Annotated in this window: 22 protein-coding genes; 5 read left to right on the forward strand and 17 right to left on the reverse strand. The window is 67.3% G+C overall.

Features of this window, described 5'->3' with window-relative positions:
• The 7 genes from AC1RSI_RS12735 to AC1RSI_RS12765 all read right to left on the reverse strand — a co-directional run.
• A partial coding sequence (locus AC1RSI_RS12735; RefSeq protein ID WP_492322684.1) for a cytochrome ubiquinol oxidase subunit I occupies nt 1-233 on the reverse strand: 233 nt, incomplete at its 3' end.
• A 9-nt stretch (nt 234-242) separates the two neighbouring features.
• On the reverse strand, nt 243-1,037 hold the full coding sequence (locus AC1RSI_RS12740; protein ID WP_035308649.1) for a sulfite exporter TauE/SafE family protein: 795 nt from the start codon (nt 1,035-1,037) through the stop codon (nt 243-245).
• 8 nt (nt 1,038-1,045) lie between these two features.
• Nucleotides 1,046-2,323: an NAD(P)/FAD-dependent oxidoreductase gene (locus tag AC1RSI_RS12745; RefSeq protein WP_035308651.1), complete on the reverse strand. Its 1,278-nt coding sequence runs from the start codon at nt 2,321-2,323 to the stop codon at nt 1,046-1,048.
• Nucleotides 2,320-2,742: a protein tyrosine phosphatase family protein gene (locus AC1RSI_RS12750; protein ID WP_035308653.1), complete on the reverse strand. Its 423-nt coding sequence runs from the start codon at nt 2,740-2,742 to the stop codon at nt 2,320-2,322. Before AC1RSI_RS12750 ends, AC1RSI_RS12745 begins: the two co-directional genes overlap by 4 nt.
• 29 nt (nt 2,743-2,771) lie before the next feature.
• Nucleotides 2,772-3,191 (reverse strand): DUF6691 family protein, encoded by a 420-nt coding sequence (locus AC1RSI_RS12755; protein WP_035308654.1) that lies wholly within the window; start codon nt 3,189-3,191, stop codon nt 2,772-2,774.
• Nucleotides 3,188-3,622, reverse strand: a complete 435-nt coding sequence (locus tag AC1RSI_RS12760; RefSeq protein WP_035308657.1) for a YeeE/YedE family protein — start codon at nt 3,620-3,622, stop codon at nt 3,188-3,190. Before AC1RSI_RS12760 ends, AC1RSI_RS12755 begins: the two co-directional genes overlap by 4 nt.
• Before the next feature lie 12 nt (nt 3,623-3,634).
• Nucleotides 3,635-4,576, reverse strand: a complete 942-nt coding sequence (locus AC1RSI_RS12765; protein WP_291755262.1) for an MBL fold metallo-hydrolase — start codon at nt 4,574-4,576, stop codon at nt 3,635-3,637.
• A gap of 104 nt (nt 4,577-4,680) precedes the next feature.
• Here AC1RSI_RS12765 and AC1RSI_RS12770 point away from each other — a divergent pair, with 104 nt between their 5' ends.
• Genes AC1RSI_RS12770 through AC1RSI_RS12780 form a run of 3 tightly spaced genes read left to right on the forward strand, consistent with a single transcriptional unit; the run spans nt 4,681 to nt 6,177 of the window.
• The gene (locus AC1RSI_RS12770) at nt 4,681-5,340 is read left to right on the forward strand and encodes a peroxiredoxin (protein ID WP_035308662.1); all 660 of its coding nucleotides are present in this window, start codon (nt 4,681-4,683) and stop codon (nt 5,338-5,340) included.
• Nucleotides 5,337-5,756 carry an ArsR/SmtB family transcription factor gene (locus AC1RSI_RS12775; RefSeq protein ID WP_035308664.1) on the forward strand — a complete coding sequence of 140 codons (420 nt, stop codon included), beginning with the start codon at nt 5,337-5,339 and terminating at the stop codon, nt 5,754-5,756. Before AC1RSI_RS12770 ends, AC1RSI_RS12775 begins: the two co-directional genes overlap by 4 nt.
• A gap of 25 nt (nt 5,757-5,781) precedes the next feature.
• A complete protein-coding gene (locus AC1RSI_RS12780; protein WP_035308666.1) occupies nt 5,782-6,177 on the forward strand; it encodes a cupin domain-containing protein in 396 nt (131 codons plus the stop codon).
• 3 nt (nt 6,178-6,180) lie between these two features.
• Here AC1RSI_RS12780 and AC1RSI_RS12785 read toward each other — a convergent pair whose 3' ends face one another.
• From AC1RSI_RS12785 to dsbD, 10 genes are all read right to left on the reverse strand, one after another.
• Nucleotides 6,181-7,674, reverse strand: coding sequence for a L,D-transpeptidase family protein (locus tag AC1RSI_RS12785; RefSeq protein WP_081836188.1), 1,494 nt, complete (start codon nt 7,672-7,674; stop codon nt 6,181-6,183).
• Between the two features lie 35 nt (nt 7,675-7,709).
• Nucleotides 7,710-8,483 (reverse strand): substrate-binding domain-containing protein, encoded by a 774-nt coding sequence (locus tag AC1RSI_RS12790; RefSeq protein ID WP_035308668.1) that lies wholly within the window; start codon nt 8,481-8,483, stop codon nt 7,710-7,712.
• The gene (locus tag AC1RSI_RS12795; protein WP_492322683.1) at nt 8,483-9,382 is read right to left on the reverse strand and encodes an MBL fold metallo-hydrolase; all 900 of its coding nucleotides are present in this window, start codon (nt 9,380-9,382) and stop codon (nt 8,483-8,485) included. The genes AC1RSI_RS12790 and AC1RSI_RS12795 overlap by 1 nt, the downstream gene beginning before the upstream one ends.
• 64 nt (nt 9,383-9,446) lie before the next feature.
• A complete protein-coding gene (locus tag AC1RSI_RS12800) occupies nt 9,447-10,097 on the reverse strand; it encodes a peroxiredoxin (RefSeq protein ID WP_035308669.1) in 651 nt (216 codons plus the stop codon).
• A gap of 99 nt (nt 10,098-10,196) precedes the next feature.
• Nucleotides 10,197-10,721, reverse strand: a complete 525-nt coding sequence (locus AC1RSI_RS12805) for a DsrE family protein (RefSeq protein ID WP_052005017.1) — start codon at nt 10,719-10,721, stop codon at nt 10,197-10,199.
• A gap of 29 nt (nt 10,722-10,750) precedes the next feature.
• Nucleotides 10,751-11,368: an SAM-dependent methyltransferase gene (locus AC1RSI_RS12810; RefSeq protein WP_035308670.1), complete on the reverse strand. Its 618-nt coding sequence runs from the start codon at nt 11,366-11,368 to the stop codon at nt 10,751-10,753.
• 11 nt (nt 11,369-11,379) lie between these two features.
• Complete coding sequence (locus tag AC1RSI_RS12815; RefSeq protein ID WP_035308671.1) at nt 11,380-12,807, reverse strand: bifunctional metallophosphatase/5'-nucleotidase; 1,428 nt, start codon at nt 12,805-12,807, stop codon at nt 11,380-11,382.
• An 8-nt stretch (nt 12,808-12,815) separates the two neighbouring features.
• The gene (locus AC1RSI_RS12820; protein WP_447941214.1) at nt 12,816-13,490 is read right to left on the reverse strand and encodes a DsbA family protein; all 675 of its coding nucleotides are present in this window, start codon (nt 13,488-13,490) and stop codon (nt 12,816-12,818) included.
• A gap of 23 nt (nt 13,491-13,513) precedes the next feature.
• Nucleotides 13,514-14,308, reverse strand: coding sequence for a TlpA disulfide reductase family protein (locus tag AC1RSI_RS12825; RefSeq protein WP_035308673.1), 795 nt, complete (start codon nt 14,306-14,308; stop codon nt 13,514-13,516).
• Entirely contained in the window at nt 14,305-16,203 is a 1,899-nt protein-coding gene (dsbD, locus tag AC1RSI_RS12830) for a protein-disulfide reductase DsbD (protein ID WP_224764426.1), read from the reverse strand. Before dsbD ends, AC1RSI_RS12825 begins: the two co-directional genes overlap by 4 nt.
• Before the next feature lie 62 nt (nt 16,204-16,265).
• Here dsbD and AC1RSI_RS12835 point away from each other — a divergent pair, with 62 nt between their 5' ends.
• Together AC1RSI_RS12835 and AC1RSI_RS12840 are read left to right on the forward strand one after the other, a co-directional pair.
• Complete coding sequence (locus AC1RSI_RS12835; RefSeq protein ID WP_291755052.1) at nt 16,266-16,919, forward strand: response regulator; 654 nt, start codon at nt 16,266-16,268, stop codon at nt 16,917-16,919.
• Entirely contained in the window at nt 16,916-18,247 is a 1,332-nt protein-coding gene (locus AC1RSI_RS12840; RefSeq protein ID WP_035308677.1) for an ATP-binding protein, read from the forward strand. Before AC1RSI_RS12835 ends, AC1RSI_RS12840 begins: the two co-directional genes overlap by 4 nt.
• The last annotated feature ends 271 nt before the right edge of the window (nt 18,248-18,518 follow it).

Genomic DNA, 18,518 nt, shown 5'->3' on the forward strand with positions numbered 1-18,518 from the left:
AACTGATAGGACATCACCAGACCCGAGACGACGCCCATGCCGAAGGCGACGGCGAAGATCTTCAGCCAGTATTTGAAAAGGTTCAGATAGAGCTCGCGCCCTGTCTTCAGCCACAGGGCCTCCAGCACGGCCAGATAGCTGGCCAGGCCGATAGAGAAGGCCGGGAAGACGATGTGGAAGGCGACGGTGAAGGCGAACTGCATCCGAGCCAGGATCAGGGCGTCAAGTTCCATGGAAGCGTTTCAACCGATCAAGCCGAGCGCGCCGGCGCTGCGGTAAAGCATATATAAGGCGACGACGAAGATCAGCCCCGCGAAGACGGTATTCAAGACGCCTTTCTGTCCCGACAGGGCCTTGGCGAGCCGTGCGCCGACCAGACCGCCCAGCACGCCGCCGCCGATGAAGACGGCCGCCAGGGGCCAGTCGACCCAGCCATCAAGGGCGTAGTTGAAGGCCGTGGTCAGGCCGAAGGCGGTGACGCCGACCAAGGAAGAGCCGACGGCATAGTAGATCGGCATGCGGGTCGAGAACATCAGGCTGGGCACGATAAGGAAGCCGCCGCCGATGCCGAAGAAGCCCGACATCACGCCCGTGGCCAGGCCCGTGCCGACGAGCTTGGGTGCATTGCGCCGATCAAGCTGGACGTTCGGGTCTCCGCCGGCGGAGCGGCCCCGCAACATCAGTACGCCGACGACCAGCATCAGGACGGCGAAAAGGGCCAGCAGCTTCTGACCATCCACGGCCTTGCCCAGGCTCGAACCCAGAAAGGCTCCGAGCACCCCGGCGACCGCGAACAGACTGGCAATTTTCCATTTCACCGTGCCGTGGCGGGCATGATTGATCACATTGGCGAAGGCGTTGGCGGCCACGGCGAAGGCGCTGGTGCCGATCGCCAGGTGCGGCTCCTTGACCCCGACCAGATAGACGATCAGCGGCACGGCCAGGATGGACCCGCCGCCGCCGACCAGGCCCAGGGTGAAGCCGACGAGCGAGCCGGCGCCGGCGCCGAGGCCGTACTGCAGCGGAGACAGGTCCATGATCAGGCTCAGGCGACAGCAGGGCGAAGCTGGGGGGCGGGTTCGATGTGGTGGGGGCCGGCCAGCCATTCGCGACCGCGCAACATCCCAAGCCAGTAGATTTCGGGCAGGGCCTGGGCCTTCAGATGCCAGGCCAGACGGGTCGGCTTGGTCCCGTCGAGCATCCATTTCGGGAAGCTGGGCAGGAGCTTGCCGCCATAGCCGAACTCGGCCAGCACGATCTTGCCGCGCTCGACCGTGAGCGGACATGAGCCATAGCCGTCATAGACCGCCCGCATCGGCTGGCCGTCCAGCAGCGACAGGATGTTCTCGGCCACCACGGGCGCCTGTTTGCGGGCGGCCGCAGCAGTCTTGGCGTTGGGTGCCGAACAGGCGTCGCCCAGACCGAAGACGTTTTCGAACCGCTTGTGGCGCAAGGTGGCGTCATCCACCTCGATCCAGCCGCTTTCGGCGGCCAGCGGACTTTCGCGAATGAAGTCCGGCGCCGTCTGCGGCGGGCAGACGTGCAGGAAGTCGAACTCGCGCCGAACCTGGCGAACTTCACCGTCCGCACCGGTCACGGCGAAGGTCGCGATCCGCGCCGGGCCGTCCACCGCCACCAGTTTCGATCCGAAGTTCAGGTCGATGCGGTATTTGCTGACATATTCCATCAGGGCCGGAACGTAGTCCTTGACCCCGAACAGCACCGGGCCGGCGTTGTGGAATTCGATCTCGATGTCGTTTCGACCGTGGTCGCGCCAGTGATCGGCCGACAGATACATGGCCTTCTGCGGGGCGCCGGCGCATTTGATCGGCATGGGCGGCTGGGTGAAGATCGCCCGACCGCTCTGCATCGCCTGGACCAGCTTCCAGGTGTAGGGCGCGGTCTCATAGCCGTAGTTGGAGGTGACGTTGTTGCGCCCGAGCGTTTCCGCCAGGCCCGGAATGGCGCCCCAGTCCAGCTTCAGTCCCGGCGCCGCGACCAGCATGCGATAGCCGATCCAGCGGCCGTCGGTCAGTTCGACGCGATCGTGGATGGGGTCGAAAGCCGCGACCGAGCCGCGCACCCACTGGGCGCCTTGGGGGATCAGGTCCTCGGTGCGGCGCCGGGTCCGCTCGGGCGTGAAGACGCCGGCGCCGACCATGGTCCAGCCGGGCTGATAGTAGTGATGTTCGGATGGCTCGACGATGCGGACATCAAGGTCGGGGCGACGACGCAGGAGGCTGGCGGCTGTGGCGATGCCGGCGGATCCGCCGCCGACGATCAGGACATCGCAGGACTCCAGGGGGGCGTACTGGGCGCTCATGACGCGGCTCCTTCGAGACGGGGACGCAGGGCGCCGAGGTCGTAGCCGGCGCTCTTGGCGCGTGCGATCAGATCGTCAGCGCTTATCGAGGCGACGTTCGCCAGCGCCCACAGGGTGGTCGTGCGCGTGCCGGTGCGGCAGAAGCCGAACACAGGCTGGGGCAGGTTGGCCAGAGCCTCGCGGAAGTCCGCCACGTCCTGGTCGGAGATTGCGCCGCCGACCACGGGAACATGGGCGAAAGCCAGTCCCGCAGCCTCGGCGGCCTGGCGCAGATCTTCGGAGCTGGGCTGGCCGGGCTCTTCGCCGTCGGGTCGGTTGGAGATCACCGACCGGAACCCTTGGGCCGCGATGTCGGGCAGGTCTTCCGGGGCGATCTGGGGCGAGGCGGACAGGGCCTCGTCCAAAGGGCGAATATGCATGGCTTTGTCTCCCTAGGGTCTTTTCTGGTTCAGGCGTTTCGGTCGAGGGTCAGGCGGAACAGCGCCATGCCGGCCGCGAGGGCGCCGACGAAGACGAAGGCCTGCCAGGCGCCGGTCGTCAGCGCCGCAAGCGCCGGGCCGGGGCACAGGCCGACCAAGCCCCAGCCAAGGCCGAACAGGGCGGCCCCGCCGACCAGAGGGGTGTCGATGGTCCGGCCCTCGGGCACATGGAAGGTGTCGGCCGCGACCGGAGCCTCCATGCGCCGGCGGATCAGCCAGGCTATGGCGGAGGGGATCAGCGCCCCGCCCATGACGAAGGCCAGAGAGGGGTCCCAGGCGCCCGTCACATCCAGGAAGGCCAGGACGCGGGCCGGGTTGATCATGTCGGACACCACCATGCCGGCGCCGAACAACAAGCCGCACAGGACGGCGACGATCAGCCGGCTCACGCCAGGCCTCCCAACAGGTGGCGGGTGACGAAGACGGTCAGGGCCGCGACGGCCATGAAGACGCCGGTGGCGACGATGGAGCGGGGCGACAGGCGGGCCAGGCCGCAGACGCCGTGGCCGCTGGTGCAGCCCGAGCCCCAGCGGGTGCCGAAGCCGACGATCAGGCCGCCGAGCACCAGCAGCCAGACCTCCGAAGTGATCTGCACCTCGGGCCTGCGGATCAGGGCCGAGGCCAGGGCCGCGCCGCCCAGCAGGCCGGCGATGAAAAGCAGGCCCAGAATGCGCGGCGCGCCTTTTGACAGGCCGGTCGCTGCGGCGGTCAGGCCGGAAATCCCGGCCACGCGCCCATTCAGCAACAGATAGAGACCGGCCGACAGGCCGACCAGCAGACCGCCGGCCAGCGGCCAGATGAAGGGAAGAGGCTCAAGCATCGGAGCCTCGCCTCACAGCGCGTTCAGCGGGACCTTGAGGTAGCGCACCCCATTGTCCTCGGGCTCGGGCGGGCGGCCGCCGTTCATGTTCACCTGAACCGACGGCAGGATCAGCTTGGGCATGGGCAGGGTGGCGTCGCGCTGGGTGCGCATGGCCACGAACTCGTCCTCGCTGACGTCGTCGCGAATATGGATGTTGCCTGTCCGCTGGGCGCCGATGGTGGTCTCCCAGGCGAACTCGGTCCGGCCCGGCGGCGCCTTGTAGTCGTGACACAGGAAGACCCGCGCCTCGTCCGGCAGGGAGGTCAGGCGATGGATCGAGCGGTACAGGGTCCGGGCGTCGCCGCCGGGGAAGTCGCAGCGCGCCGTACCATAGTCGGGCATGAACATGGTATCGCCGGGGAAGACGGCGTCGCCGATGACATAGGCCAGACAGGCCGGGGTGTGGCCGGGCACGTGCAGGACCGTGGCCTTCAGACCACCGATCTCAAACCGGTCGCCGTCGTTGAACAGATGGTCGAACTGGCTGCCGTCGCGGCGGAAGTCGGTCCCTTCGTTGAAGATCTTGCCGAAGACCGCCTGGACGGTGAGGATTTCATGGCCAATCGCCAGCTGACCGCCGAGCTTTTCCTGGAGATAGGGCGCCGCCGACAGGTGATCGGCATGGGCGTGCGTCTCGAGCAGCCACTGAACCGTGAGACTTTCGGATTTCACGTAATCAATGAGCGCATCGGCCGAAGCGTGCGTGATGCGGCCCGACGCCGGATCGTAGTCCAGCACGCTGTCAATGATGGCGCAGACGTCGGAGCCGGGATCGCGGACGACGTGGCTGACGGTGAAGGTGGCTTCGTCGAAGAACGATTTCACGACAGGGCGTTGGCGAGGATCGCCCAGCGCGGCGCGCACGATGTCGGCGGCGTGGTCGCGGGCGGGGTCGGGTGTGGGCGAGGACATGACGTGTCTCCGTTTCGGTGACTCAACACATATACTCATTCATAGTTCGTGCAAGTATGTATTTTAATGTAGCGGAAACGGTGGGATGCGCTTAGCTTGCGGCTATGGACACGATCGACACCGGGCCAGCCGTCTATCCCCCCGCAATGCGCGCCCTGCGCATCAACGATACGGCGCCGGACTTCACGGCGCGCACGACTCAGGGCGAAAGGCGCCTCAGCGACTACCGTGGACGCTGGCTGGTGCTGTTCTCGCATCCGGCGGACTTCACGCCGGTCTGCACCAGCGAGTTCGTGGCCCTGGCCCGGCAGGCCGACGCCTTCGCGGCGATCGACTGCGATCTGATGGCCCTGTCGGTGGACAGTCTGTATTCGCACCTGGCCTGGCTGAAGGACATCTTCCGCCGCTTCGGCGTGAAGGTGCCGTTCCCGATCATCGAAGATCCCTCCATGGCCATCGGCCACGCCTTTGGCATGGTGGACGCCGGCTCGAGCGACAGCGCCACGGTGCGCGCGACCTTCGTGATCGATCCCGAAGGCGTGGTGCGCGCCATCAGCTGGTACCCGATGAACATCGGCCGCTCGGTTGATGAGTTGCTGCGTCTCGTCACCGCCCTGCAGACCTCGGACCGTGAGGCGGCCTCCACGCCGGCGGGCTGGACGCCCGGCGACGCACTGCTGGAGCCGGCCGCCACCACACTGGACGCCGCCATCGCCGACGGTGACGGCGATGCACCCTGGTACTATCGCGAGCGCAGCGCATGACCGACGATCAAGCGGCCGCGATGGAGCGGTTGAAGGAAAAGGCGCCGGAGGCCGCAGAGCTGTTGCGCCAGCTGGCCAACGCCAACCGGCTGCTGATCCTGTGTCATATCGCCGAAGAGGAGCGCTCGGTGGGCCAGCTCGAGGCGGACCTCGGCATCAAGCAGCCGGCGCTATCCCAGCAACTGGCAGAGCTGCGCCAGTATGGCCTGGTCAAGACCCGCCGTCAGTCCCGCTCGATCTTCTATTCGATCGCCGACGAGCGCGCCCAGGCGGTCATGGGGATGCTCTACGAAATCTTCTGCGGCGATGCGAAGGCGGTCGGCGCGCGAGCCGCCGCCCCGGCGCCCCGCACATCGACGCCGGCGCGCGGCGACACAGCTCAGTTCGCCCGCATCACCGCCGTCGCACGTCGCTGACGGCAAACCCGCACAGGAGACTCTAGTGAAGGGCTTCATCGACAATATCGAACGTCTGACGGAAGAGAACACAGACTTTCGCCGCGTTCTGTACACCGGCCACAATCTGCAGCTCGTCCTCATGGCCATTCCGCACGGCCAGGAGATCGGCGAAGAGGTCCACGACGACCGCGACCAGTTCTTCCGCATCGAGGCGGGCGAGGGCGAAATCTGGATCGACGGCGTTCGTCACGCCGTGAAGGCGGATGACGGGGTCATCGTCCCTCAGGGCGCCCGCCACAATGTGGTCAGCACGGGGTCCGAGCCGCTTCGGCTCTACACCCTTTATGGTCCGCCGGAGCATCGCGACGGTACGGTTCACGCCACGGTGGAAGAGGCCTCCGCCGACCACGAGCATTTCGACGGCCGCACGACCGAATAACCGTCAGGGGCCGACGTCGTCCGCATCGGCGCGCCGGTCGTCGGGCCGCGGCAGGTGCAGGTCGATACCCAACGCCTCCGCCAGACGGGTGTCGCGACGATAGATGTCATCGCGAAAGGCGACGCGGCCCTGGCCGTCCAGAAAGGCCGTCCAATAAAGCAGGCGCACGTCGATCGGCCGACCGGTCGCCACCCGGACGGTCTCGCCGCTGTCCAGCGCGGCGTCGAATCGGGCGAGCCTCGCGGGGTCGGGCGCAAGCAGCAGCCGAGCGAAGCCGACCGCGTCCTGCACCCGCACGCAGCCGTGGCTGAGATGGCGGAAGCTCCGGTCGAACGCACCCCGCGACGGGGTGTCGTGCAGGAAGATGGCGTAGCTGTCCTGAAGTTCGAACTTGACCTGGCCCAGGGCGGCGTTCGGGCCAGCGCGCTGAACCACCATGCCATTCTGAATCGTCATGTTGTTCGCCCGCATATAGGCGGCGCCGCGTGGCAGGATCTCGCGCTGGGCGATGGAAGTCGGCACCGTCCAGGGCGGATTGGCGACCACCGAGGCGAAGGGCCGTTCGAGGCTGGGCGTCGCATTGTCGGCGTCACCCGTCACGACCCGCATCGAATGCACGGGCCGACCGTCCTTCCAGTAGACCATGATGGAGGCGGCGGTGTTCACCTCGATCCGTTCCGGGGCGACGTCTCTCTTCAGCCAACGGCGGCGTTCCAAATTCAGCGCGATCTGGCGAGCGCGGGCCTCGGCCGAAATCGAGAGCGCCCGCTGTGTCGCCGGGCCGATGCGGGCGTCCGCTTCAAGACCGTGGCGCACCTGGAACGCCCGAACGGCCTCTTGCACAATGGAGCCGTATTCACCGCCAGACGGGCCGACCATCGCGGCGGCGGCTTCGCTTAAATCGCCTTCCACCCGAAGGCGCGGCAGGAGGGCGGGAAGGCGCGGGTCGGACGCAAATGGTTCGATCGTCGCGCCCAGGGCAAAGGGCGGCCAACCGCCGCGGTCGGCGATGGCGCGATAGCGGAGGAAGCCGTCGCACAGGCCCTGATAGCCGCGGTCCTGGGGTGCGAGGCCGGCCATCGTCGCCGCAAGTGTTCCGTCGTCGACCGCCTTTGCGAGGAGAGGCGGCGTGTCGACTTGGTTGCGATCCATCTCCCAGAGCGTCTCGACGGATGCTGGATCGACCCGGCCATGGGCGAGCGCCTCAGCCAGGATCAGGACGGCCTGGGTCAGTTCTGCTTCGCTAAGGGCGAGACCGTCGGGCGCCGACAGCCCGTGGCGGTCCGCCAGAGCTAGGGCGTCCATGGCTTGCCGGCGCGCGGACCCCGCCCAGGCGGGGCGTCCGCCGCGGGCGGCGTAGAAGGCTGTAGTCAGAACAGTGATGTCAAAGGCGGCGGGCGCGGGTGCTGCTCGCGCCGCCGTAGAGACCCAGAGCGGCGCCGCTGCGGCCGCCAGCAGGTGTCGGCGGTTCAGGATTGAGGAGCGACGATCAACCATGCCGCCGACACCGCAGGGTTCACCTTAAGGCAGGCTTAAGGTTGGCCGGTCCGCCAGCCCCACCGCGCGAAGATGGCGGCCCCCTCGTCGGACTTCAGAAAGTCGAGGAACGGCTGGGCGTCGGCGTCCTGGCGGCCGGTCTCTGTCACAACGGCGCCGGCGTCGCGGTAGATGCGGTAGGGCTCTTCGACCTCGACCACATCAGCGAGGTCCGGATTGGCGACCTGCCAGATGCCCCAGATGATCCAGGCGTCCAGCGTCGGGTCGTCGATCCAGGCTTGTCGGGCCTCGGCGCTGTTGCGGGCGTAGACGACGATGTTACGACGCAGGGCGCGCACCTTGGCGATGTCGCCGGTGCGACCGGCCATGTCCTCCCACAGGCCGTTCTGGCCCGCGCCGTTGACAACCAAGACCCGGCGATCGGGCTGGAAAAGATCCTCAAGGCCGCCGATGCCGTCCGGATTTCCCGGCCGAACGAGGATGGAGGCGGTGCGCAGATAGAGCGGCTCGACCGCCTCGGCGCGGATGCGGCCCTCCAGGGCGCTGACGAAGTCGGTCATCATCGTCTCGGAGCCTGAGAAGATCAGGTCGCCATCCGCCTTGGCCTGGTCCAGCCATTGGGGCGTGGGTCCGGCGACGACGGCCACGGCGCGACCGGTGCGCGCCTCATAGGCCTTCGCGGCGTCGCGCATGGCGGGGGAGGGGCCGCCGGGACCGTAGACATGAAGTGGATCGGCGGGCGTCTGGGCGTGGGCGGCCAGGGCCGTTGCGCTCAGGAGGGCGGCCAGCGTCAGTGCGGACGGGCGCATCAAGAATTCTCCTGGGGTGGGGCGAAGTGATTGGCGGGAATCTTGAAATAGACGCGCCCGTCCGGCGCGGCCGGCGGCAGCACCCCGCCGCGGATGTTCACCTGAAGCGCGTAGAGCATCAGATTCGGCAAGGGCAGGGTGGCGTCCCGATCGTCGCGGAGCCGCACGAAATCCGCCTCGCCGCGTCCGCCGCCGACATGGATGTTGTCCGCCTTCTGCTCTCTCACGGTGCTGAAGCAGGCGGGCTCGCGGCCATCCGGGCCATAGTCGTGGCCAACGAAGACGGCGGTCTCTTCAGGCAGGGCCAGGATGTCCTGGATGCTTCGGAAGAGAGTCTTCGAGTCGCCGCCCGGAAAGTCGGCGCGCGAGGTGCCGGCATAGGGCATCATCAGGGTGTCGTGGACGAAGGCGTTGCCGCCAATCACATAGGTGATGGAGGCCATGGTGTGCCCCGGTGAGAACATCACCCCCGCCGGCAGGTCGCCAACAGCGAACGTGTCGCCAGCCTTGAAGAGTCGGTCCCACTGGCGACCATCGGCCGGAAAGTCGTCGTCCAGGCCGTAGATGTCCTTCCACAGCTTCTGGACGCCGATGACCTTTTCGCCGATGGCGGTCGGCGCGCCCAGTTTCTCGTTGAGGAAGGGCGCGGCGGAGAAGTGGTCGGCGTGGGGATGGGTGTCCAGCAGCCACTCGACGGTCAGGCCCTCCGCCTTGACGTAGTCCAGGATGGCGTCGGCGTTGCGGGTCGAGGTCGCCGCCGCCTTCTCGTCGAAATCCCAGACCGGATCGATGATCGCGCATTTGCGGCTGACCGGGTCGGAGACGACATACTGCCAACTGCCGGTCTTCTTGTCGTGGAGCGCCGCGATGCGCGCTCCGCCGTGGTCGATGATCTGCATGAAGGCTCCGTTTGGTTTGCGAAGAAAAAGGCCGGACCGCTTGCGAGGCCCGGCCGGAATCCGATCAGGCGGCTTTCGGGGCGTCGGGGAGGTCGCGCGTCGAGAAATACCAGTCGGTGTAGACGTAACCCTCGGAAGCGCGAGCCTCGGCCGCCTCGGCGGTCTTGGGCGGGGGGACGATGGCCGGTTGGCCAGGGCGCCAGTTCTCAGGCGTCGCGACCCCGTTGGCGTCGGACGCCTGGAGCGCGGTGAGCAGCCGAACGAACTCTTCGATGCTGCGGCCATTGCTCATGGGATAGTAGACCATGGCGCGCAGCTTGCCTTCCGGATCGATCAGGAAGGTGGCGCGAACAGCCGAGGTGTCGGCCGCCCCGGGGTGGATCATTCCGTAGGCCTGGGCCACCTCCATCTTCAGATCCTCGATGATGGGGAAGGGGATTTCGACGCCGAACTTCTCCTTGATGTTCCGGGTCCAGGCTAGGTGCGAGAAGATGCTGTCTATCGAGAGGCCCAGGAGCTCGCAGTTCATGGCGGCGAACTCATTCGCATGCTTGGCGAACCCGATGAACTCGGTCGTGCAGACCGGGGTGAAGTCCGACGGGTGCGAGAAGAGGATCAGCCATTTGCCGCGGTAATCGGCCAAGCTGCGATCCCCGTGCGTGGTGCGGGCGTGAAAGTCGGGGGCGGGTTCGTTGAGGCGGGGCAGTCCGGTCATGTCGATATCTCCTTCAGACGCCCCAATGAACAATTACATACATACTTACGCAAACTAATAGTTCTTATGCCCAGGAAAGGTTCCGCCTATGCCGAGCCGTCAGTTCACAACCAGGGCGTATCCGGCCTGTTGAAGGTGGATGACCGTCATCAGGGCGGCGAGATCAACGCTCACGCCCGCTTCGAGATCGGCTTGCGCGATGCCGTTCCCCGCCATGGCCTGGCCGCACAGTCGAACCTGGACGCCGGCGGCGATGAGGGCGCGGATCAGGGCGCTGTTGGGGTTGGCGTCGCCCTTGCCGCGCGCGGTCCAGGCGGCGTCGGAGAGAACTGCAGGGGTGGCGGCGCCGTGCAGGACGACCACGATCTGACGGTGGTCGGCGTCCACGCCGCCCGCCGCCAGCATATTCACCAGCCGCGCGACGCGATCCAATCCCTTCAGCGGCCTGTCGTCCGCACCGCCCTGGGACACGTCGAAGATGACCCGATAGATGCGCGACGGATCCGGCTGTTCGCCGGCCTCGGGCAGGGGCTTGAAGCCGCCGAAGCCTGAGACAGCCTGGGCGAAGCTCGGGGAGGCCGCCAGGGAGGCGGCCAAGGACAGGGCGATCACGAGGGTTTTCATGGCGGGTTCCGGTGTGCGGGCGCTGGGGGTCAGGGACGGCGGGCGATGAGATCGATCAGGGCGGACCGGCCGCTGTGGCCGGCGCCTTCGGAGACGTCGCTGTCGTGGCTTTTCAGATGCAGGATGTCGAAGTCGGCGAAGGCGTCGCGGAGCAGCGCCTCGGTGTAGAGGTTCTCGACCTGCCCCGGACCGCCGGTGCCATAGGCGATCTGTTCCGGCCGATAGCCCTGCAACAGGACCAGGCCGCCAGGCTTCACGGCCGCCTTCATACGCTCGAAAAGTCGGTCGCGCTGGGGAGGCGGGGCGAACTGAATGAAGACGGCGACCACGACGTCGAACGCACCCTGCGGCCAGCCCCAGGTCTCGAAGTCCGCCACCTGGGCGTCCAGTGTGACGCCACGTCGCTCGGCCAGGGCGAGGGCCTTCTCGACCGCGCGCGGGGCGATATCCGTGGTGGTGACGGCCAGGCCCTGTTCGGCGAGCCACACGCCGTTTCGGCCCTCGCCGTCGGCGACCGCCAGAGCGGTCATGCCGGGCTGGAGCCGCGCGATCTGAGCGGCCAGGAAGGCGTTGGGCGTCTCGCCGAACAGATAGTCCTGGCGGTCATAGCGGCTGTTCCAGAAGTCGCGGGCGGCGACGGAGTCCATAAGGTGTTCCTTCAGATGATGAGGACGCTGACGGGCAGATCGGTCTCGCCAGGCGTATGGTCGGCGAACCAGGATTCAAGCGCGCCCACAGTGTCGATGTCGAGCGTCCGGCGGTCTCGCCCGTAATGTTCGGGCACCCCTTGGGCGGTGACGAAGGCCACCAGATAGTCCGCCTCCGGCTCGACAGGGCGGTCTCCGACCAGCAGGCGGTCGAGGCGCTGCCCCTTGGGATTCTCAAGCTTCACGAAGGCCGTGAGACCCCGGCAACGTTTGATGTAGCCGCCCATCTGCTCATACGGGTCGGCGGCGAAGGTGCGCTCCAGATTTTCTTCCAGCATCGCTTGCAACTCGGCCCCGGTCAGCGTCGTGCGTGAGATCGGCGGATTCATCGGCGCCATATTGTAGAGGTCGCCCAGAGTGACCGGACCCGGCGCGACGGGCGCGCCGTAGCGCCAGCCGTTGGAGAAGGCGATGTCCACGCCCGCCGCCTGCGCCGCCGCCGCCAGCAGGACGTCGTCCATCGGCGCGCTGGCCATGGCGTAGCGGTGAAGGGGGATGGCGGTGCGGCCGACGATGCGCGCCAGACGCTCGCGCTCGGGCGCCAGGGCCATCTCCACCAAGCCGGCGACTTGATCGTCTTCGGGGCCAGCGTCCACGGCTATGAGCCGATGGCGCCGCAGGCACACGCGGCCCTCTGCAATCTCCAGATCCAGCCGGCCGATATAGGCGCCGTGGCAGCCGGACTGGATGATCAGGGTGTCGCCGACGCGGGCCGGTTCGTGCAGGCGGTTATGGGTATGACCGCTCAGGATCACGTCGATGCCCGGCGTTTCGGCGGCCAGCTTCAGATCCTGCGGAAAGCCCAGGTGCGACAGCAGGACGACCAGATCGACCTTTTCCTCGCGGAGCTGGTGCAGCTGCTCGCGGGCTTCGGCCACACCCATTTCAAACCGCACGCCTTCAGAGAAGGCGGGGGGCATCGTCTTGTCGATGATGGGGCAGGCCAGGCCGATCACGCCGATCCTCAGACCGCCGCGCTCGAACACCCACCGCCCGTCGAACTCCGGCGCGCCGTCATCCTTGCGGAAGACATTGGCGGCCAGGACGGGATAATCCAGTCCCGCCGCCAACGCCTTGAACCCCGCCGGGCCATAGGCGAACTCCCAGTGCGCCGTCATGGCGTCGATCTTCAGGGCGTTCATGATCGGAACCAGCGCCTCGCCCCGGCTGGCGACGGCGACCCGCGTGCCATGGAAGGTGTCGCCGTTGTCCAGGGTCAGGCATGCACCTTCGGCGCGCGCCTCTTCGAAGAGGCGCGCGATGCGGGCGACCCCGCCCAGCCGTTCGAACCGCCAGCCGCCTTCGGTGCGCACCAGTTCGGGATGCGGCTCGAGATAGCCGTGGAGGTCGTTCAGCTGGAGCAGGGTCAGGGTGGTCATGGTCGGCTTCAGCGCAGCGGTTGTCCGGAGCGGATACGACCGATCACCGCTTCGAGTTGCGCCTGGGGCATGCCGCCGGGGATCAGATTGCCGTTGATGATAAAGGCGGGCGTGCCCTGCAGGGCCAGGGCCGCCGCTTCTCGACCATTTCGGTCCAGCACCGCGTCGATGTCTGCGCGGTGATCGGCCAGGTCCTGATTCAGGCGCGCCATGTCCACGCCGGCCGACTGGACCAGACGGGTGATGTCCGCCTGGTCGCCGATGCGCGACGGCGACAGCATGAAGGCGTTATGGACGGCCTCGTACTTGCCCTGATAGGCGGCGGCGAGGGCGGTCCGGGCGGCGGTCTCCGAGACGTCGCCGAAGATCGGCCAATCCTTGTACAGGACGCGCACCTTGGTGTCCGCCTTCAGCAGGCCGTCGATCTCAGGCTGCATCTTCTTGCAGTAGGGGCAGTTGTAATCGACGAAGCCGATGATGGTCACATCGGCGTTCTCGGCGCCGATGAAGGGCGCTGCGGGATCGCGCAGCAGGTCATTGAAGCCGACCTGGGCGATGGGCGGCATGTCTTGTCCGGAGGCGGCGGAAGGGCTGGCGGGCGCCGCGCCGTTGTCGGCGTCGGCCGGGCCGCAGGCGGCGAGCGCCAGGACGGCGGCGAAGGCAGGGGCGAAGGTGCGGTTCATGGAAGCTCCGTGAGGCGAGGGGGTCAGTGCAGACGCGCGATTTCGGTCGCGATCTGTTCGGGGGCGATTTCCCCCATGTGGGCCTTGGCCAGACGGCCGTCGGCGTGGAGGAACAGGGTCACCGGAATGCCGGCCGTACCGTAGTGGCGGGGCAGCGCCATGGCCTCGTCGAACAGCACATGGTCGAGGGCCAGCCCCTGGCTCTGCAGAAAGGCCCGAACGCCGGCTTCGCCCTCGCCCTGGTTGACGAAGAGGAAGCGCACATTCGGATGGGCTTTTTCGGCCTGGGCCAAAGCCGGCATCTCGCGCCGGCAGGGCGGGCACCAGGTGGCCCAGAGATTGATCACCGTAGGCCGATCGATCGGCGCCGAAAGGTCGATCGCCGGTGCGTCCATCGCGGCCAGCGTCAGGGCGGGCGGCGCCATGGGCTGCGTCGCCGAGGCCAACTGATGGGCGGTGGTCCAAACCAAGGCGCTGGCCAGCACAGGCGCAATGGCCCAGGCGCGTTCGCGCGTCGTGCGCAGCAGCAGAATGGTGGCCAGGATCACGACCGGCGCGACCCAGATCCAACTGAATCCGCCCTGCCAGACCGCGAGCGCCCGCCACGGGTCAGCCCCGAAATACTCCCAGTGCGTCGCCACGTGACCGAGGCGGGCGACCGCCAGACCGCCGAAGACTAGGACCGTGCTCCACAGGTTGAAGCGCGGGCTGACCCGGCTGGCCAACAGCCCGACGCCGATCATGAAGACGAACACGCCGGCGATGATGGCGAACCGCTCGCCCGACAGGACGAGCGGGCCCAGGGTGATGGCGTTCATGCGGCGGCTCCGGCGCTCTGCAGGGCGGAGGCGACGTCTTGGGCCGACATCTCTCCGATCAGTCGGCTGCCCGGCGCTTCGGTCGCCGAGGGCGACAGGAAGATCATCGTCGGCGGTCCGATCACTCCGTGCCGCTCAAGAAGCGCGCGCGCCTCGGGCGTGCTGCGCGTGACGTCGACCTTGATGAGGTCGGTGTTCGAAAGGCCGGCGATGACCGCGGGGTCCTCGAACACCGTCCGCTCGATCACCTTGCAGCTGACGCACCAGTCGGCGGTGAAATAGACCAGGGCGGGACGTTCGCGCGCGGCGGCATCGGCGACGGCGCGGTCGAGCGCCGTCTGATCCAGCACGACCGCTGCGGTTTCGACCGGCGCGGCGGCTGAGATTCCAGCGGGCCGCGCCAGGGGCTCAAGCGGACGCCACGGGTCGTCCGCCCCGAGACTGAGGCCGACCAGCAGCAACAGGCCCCAGGTCGCGGCCGCCAGGCCAGCGACACGTGCGACGCCGTTTCTCAGATTCGGGCTCAGCGGCTGGAACAGGCCGAGAGCCGCCGCCAGACCGAGCGCCAGCGCCGCGCCGAAAGCCAGCGTCGCGCTCGGCGGCAGGATGCGGCCGGCCAGCCACCAGGCCATGCCCAGGAAGATGAAGCCGAACAGCATCTTCACCCGGTCCATCCACGGCCCAGCCTTGGGCAGGAAGCGCGCGCCGACCGTGCCGAACACGATCAAGGGCACCCCCTTGCCCAGGCCCAGGAAGAACAGGGCCGCCGCGCCCAGCCCAACGTCGCCGGTCTGTGCGATATAGAGCAGGGCACCCGCCAAGGGCGCGGTGACGCAAGGGCCCACGATGAGGGCGGAGACGAAGCCCAGACCTGCGGCTGAGGGCAGGGACCGCCGTCCGTCACCGCTGTCGCGGGACAGGCGGCTGGTCCAGGCCGAGGGCAGTTGCAACTCGAAGCCGCCGAACATGGACGCGGCGAGAACGACGAAGACGACAACCAGAGCGCCGATCGCCCAAACCGACTGGAGCGCCATCTGCAGGTTCTGTCCGGACCAGGCGGCCGCGACGCCCAGCAGGGCGAAGGCGACGGAAAGGCCCAGCACATAGGCGACCGAGAGCATCAGGCCTCGGCGCGTACCGCGCCCGTCCACGCCGCGTCCGATGACGCCGGCCAGGATCGGGTACATGGGAAAGACGCAGGGCGTGAAGGCCAGAAGCACGCCGAAACCGAAGAAGGCGAGCAGGACCCAGGTGGCCCCGCCCTGCAGCGCCAAGCGATCGACGAAGCCCGGGCTGGGGTCCGGGATGACCGCCGGCGATGGCGCGACCGGCGGAGGCGCCAACGCGCCCTCATCACTCGCGAGTGCGGGTGTGGGTGCAGCGCCCGGCGCCTGGATCGCCAGCAGAGCGGCGGCCTGAGCGGTCTGCGCATCGGCCTCCCGAGCGGCAACCTCGGACTGCGGCCGGGTCGGCACGTCCACTGTCCGCGTCATCGGCGGGTAGCAGATCGAGTCCTCGAGGCACCCCTGGTAGGTGATGTTGACCGACGTCGGGCCGCCAACCTGCGTCAGGGTCTGCGCCGATAGGGTCGCGCGACCCTCGTCATGCCAGACGTCGACGACGCCAAAGCCCGGATCGTCCTTGGTTTCGCCGGTCGCAAGCTCCAGAGGCAGCGATGCTTTCCCGCCCGGCGTGCTGGCGACGGTGTGGTCACGATAGAGATAATGGCCAGGCGCAATGTCCCAGGCGAAGGCCAGGTCGCCGTCAGCCTCACGCGTCACCGTCAGGGAGAAGGCCTTGTCAGGCGATAGCGGAGCCTGACCCAATGCCGAACCCGGAAGGGTGAAGGACAGGATCGCGAGAGCGGCGGGCAACAGTCGGCGGAAAAACCTCATGGCCATCTCGTCGGCAAACGAGCTTAAGTCAGGCTTAAGCCGCAACTTCCACCTCACGCCGCATGAGACTGCTCGCCATAGAAGATGATCCCGTTCTCGCCGACGGCCTCCAGGTCGGGCTCAGCGCCTGCGGCTGGACGGTCGAAGTCGTCGGGCGGGTCGAGGACGCCCTCGCGGCGCTGGAAAGCTCGGCGTTCGATGCGGTCGTGCTGGATTTGGGTCTTCCTGATGGCGACGGCCTTTCGGTGCTGCGTTTCGTTCGCGAGCGCGACATGGATGTCGGCGTGGTGGTCTTGTCGGCGCGCGATGACAGTCGGGACCGCATTGTGGGTCTGGACGCCGGCGCGGACGACTATGTCGGCAAGCCTTTCGATCTCGACGAACTGGCGGCGCGACTGCGCGCGGTGCGGCGTCGCCTGCTTGGGCGCTCGGCGCCCGCCTTGCGCCACGGCGGGGTGACCCTTGATCCCCAGTCGCGTCTGGCTTGGCGTGAAGAGGGGGACCTGCCCCTTTCGAGACGTGAGTTCGCCATCCTGGAGGCCCTGATGGAACGGCCTGCACAGGTCCTCTCGCGCAGTCAGCTAGAAGAACGCCTGTACGGTTGGCAGGAGGAGATCGGCTCTAACGCGGTGGAAGTGCACATCCACTATCTCCGGGCCAAGTTGGGAGCCGGCTTCATCCGCACCATCCGCGGCGTAGGATACACCCTGCAATGAGCTCGATCCGCCTGCGTCTGTTCGCCACCCTCGCGCTCGTGACCGCCCTCGTCTGGGGCGGCGCGGTCGTCTGGGTCGAGATCCAGACCCGGGCCGAGGTGCAACGGGTGCTGGACCGGCGCCTGATGGAGTCGGCCCGCATGGTCTCGTCCCTGATGCAGGCCGGCAGCGTGCGCCCGGCGATGCAGGCTCCGGAAAGCGGGGCCGCCGATGTCTACGACCGTCAGCTCTCCTGCCAGATCTGGTCGCTGGAAGGCGATCTGATTGGTCGGTCCCAAAGCGCGCCTGCGGAGCGGTTGTCGGAAGGGGGCGACGGTTTTTCAGAACGCACGATCCGGGGCGAGCGCTGGCGCGTCTACACGGTGCATGATCGTGATGCCGGTTTCAGGGTCATGGTCGGGGACAATCTGGCCGTTCGCGAGCACCTGGTCGGCAATGTCGTCACCGCTTTGATCGGTCCGGCGGTCCTTGGTCTGCTGGTGCTTGGCGTATTGATCTGGTGGTCGGTAGGGCGGGGGCTGACCCCTATTCGACAAATGACCCGCAGCCTTGCGGTACGGGATGCGGAAGATCTGACGGCGTTGGACGTATCGCCGGACGCCCGCGAACTCCGTCCCTTCGCCCTGGCGCTGAACGACTTGATGTCACGCCTTGGCGCAGCGCGACGTCGCGAGGCCGAGTTCACGGCCGCTGCCGCGCACGAATTGCGTACGCCTCTGGCAGGCCTGCGCGTCCAGGCGCAGATTGCGGCGTCGTCTTCGGATACGGCCGTTCGAAGACGCGCGCTGGAGCAGATCCAGACCTCTGTCGATCGCACTGCCCGCCTCGTCACAGGTCTTCTCGTCTTGGCGCGCGAGGACGAGATGCCGGTTAGCGACGAAGATCGCCGCTGGGTGACGCTTCGGTCGCTGTTTGCAGGAGCGGAAGGCGATGATCGGGTGTCGATCGTTGAAGGTGACGCGCTGCTTAACGTGGATCCAGATCGCTTCGAGGCAGCGGCTGCCAATCTCCTCGCCAACGCGCAGGCGCATGCGGCATCCTCAGTCGTGATCAGTTACGACCCGACTTCCGGGCGTTTAATCGTCGAGGACGACGGCCCGGGCGTGGCCTTCTCGGATCTGCATCGGCTGGGTAGGCGCTTCTTCCGTGCGGCCAATGCACCTTCCGGAGGGAGCGGTCTGGGCCTCTCTATCGTCCTCGCCACAGTGAAGGCCCATGGGGGACAGGTGCAGTTCTTGCGCTCACCAGGAGGCGGTCTCCGTGTCGAGGTGATAGTTGCTATTGAGGCTTCGGGGTCGATGCATAAGCCTAGCACGCTGACCGACTAACAACGATCTCGGCACGCCGAAAGGGTGAGCTCGGGGCCGATCGCGGATCGGAGGCGGACATTAGATGTTCTCACCTCCAGCGTCTGCTGATGCAAACGGCTGCTGGTCGCACAGCGAGGATAGCCCGCACGCACCCCACTGCTGGCTCACTAAGTTGGGCTAGGGCTTTCGGCGGCTCAGCGGCCGCTGGTCGGGAGATTTCCGACCGGGTTTCTGCTATGGGATTTCAGGAAGTGGGTATTGATCCAGATTGCTGGCTCTTCCCCTCTTC

This window comes from Brevundimonas sp. GW821-FHT10E09 (assembly GCF_058809375.1).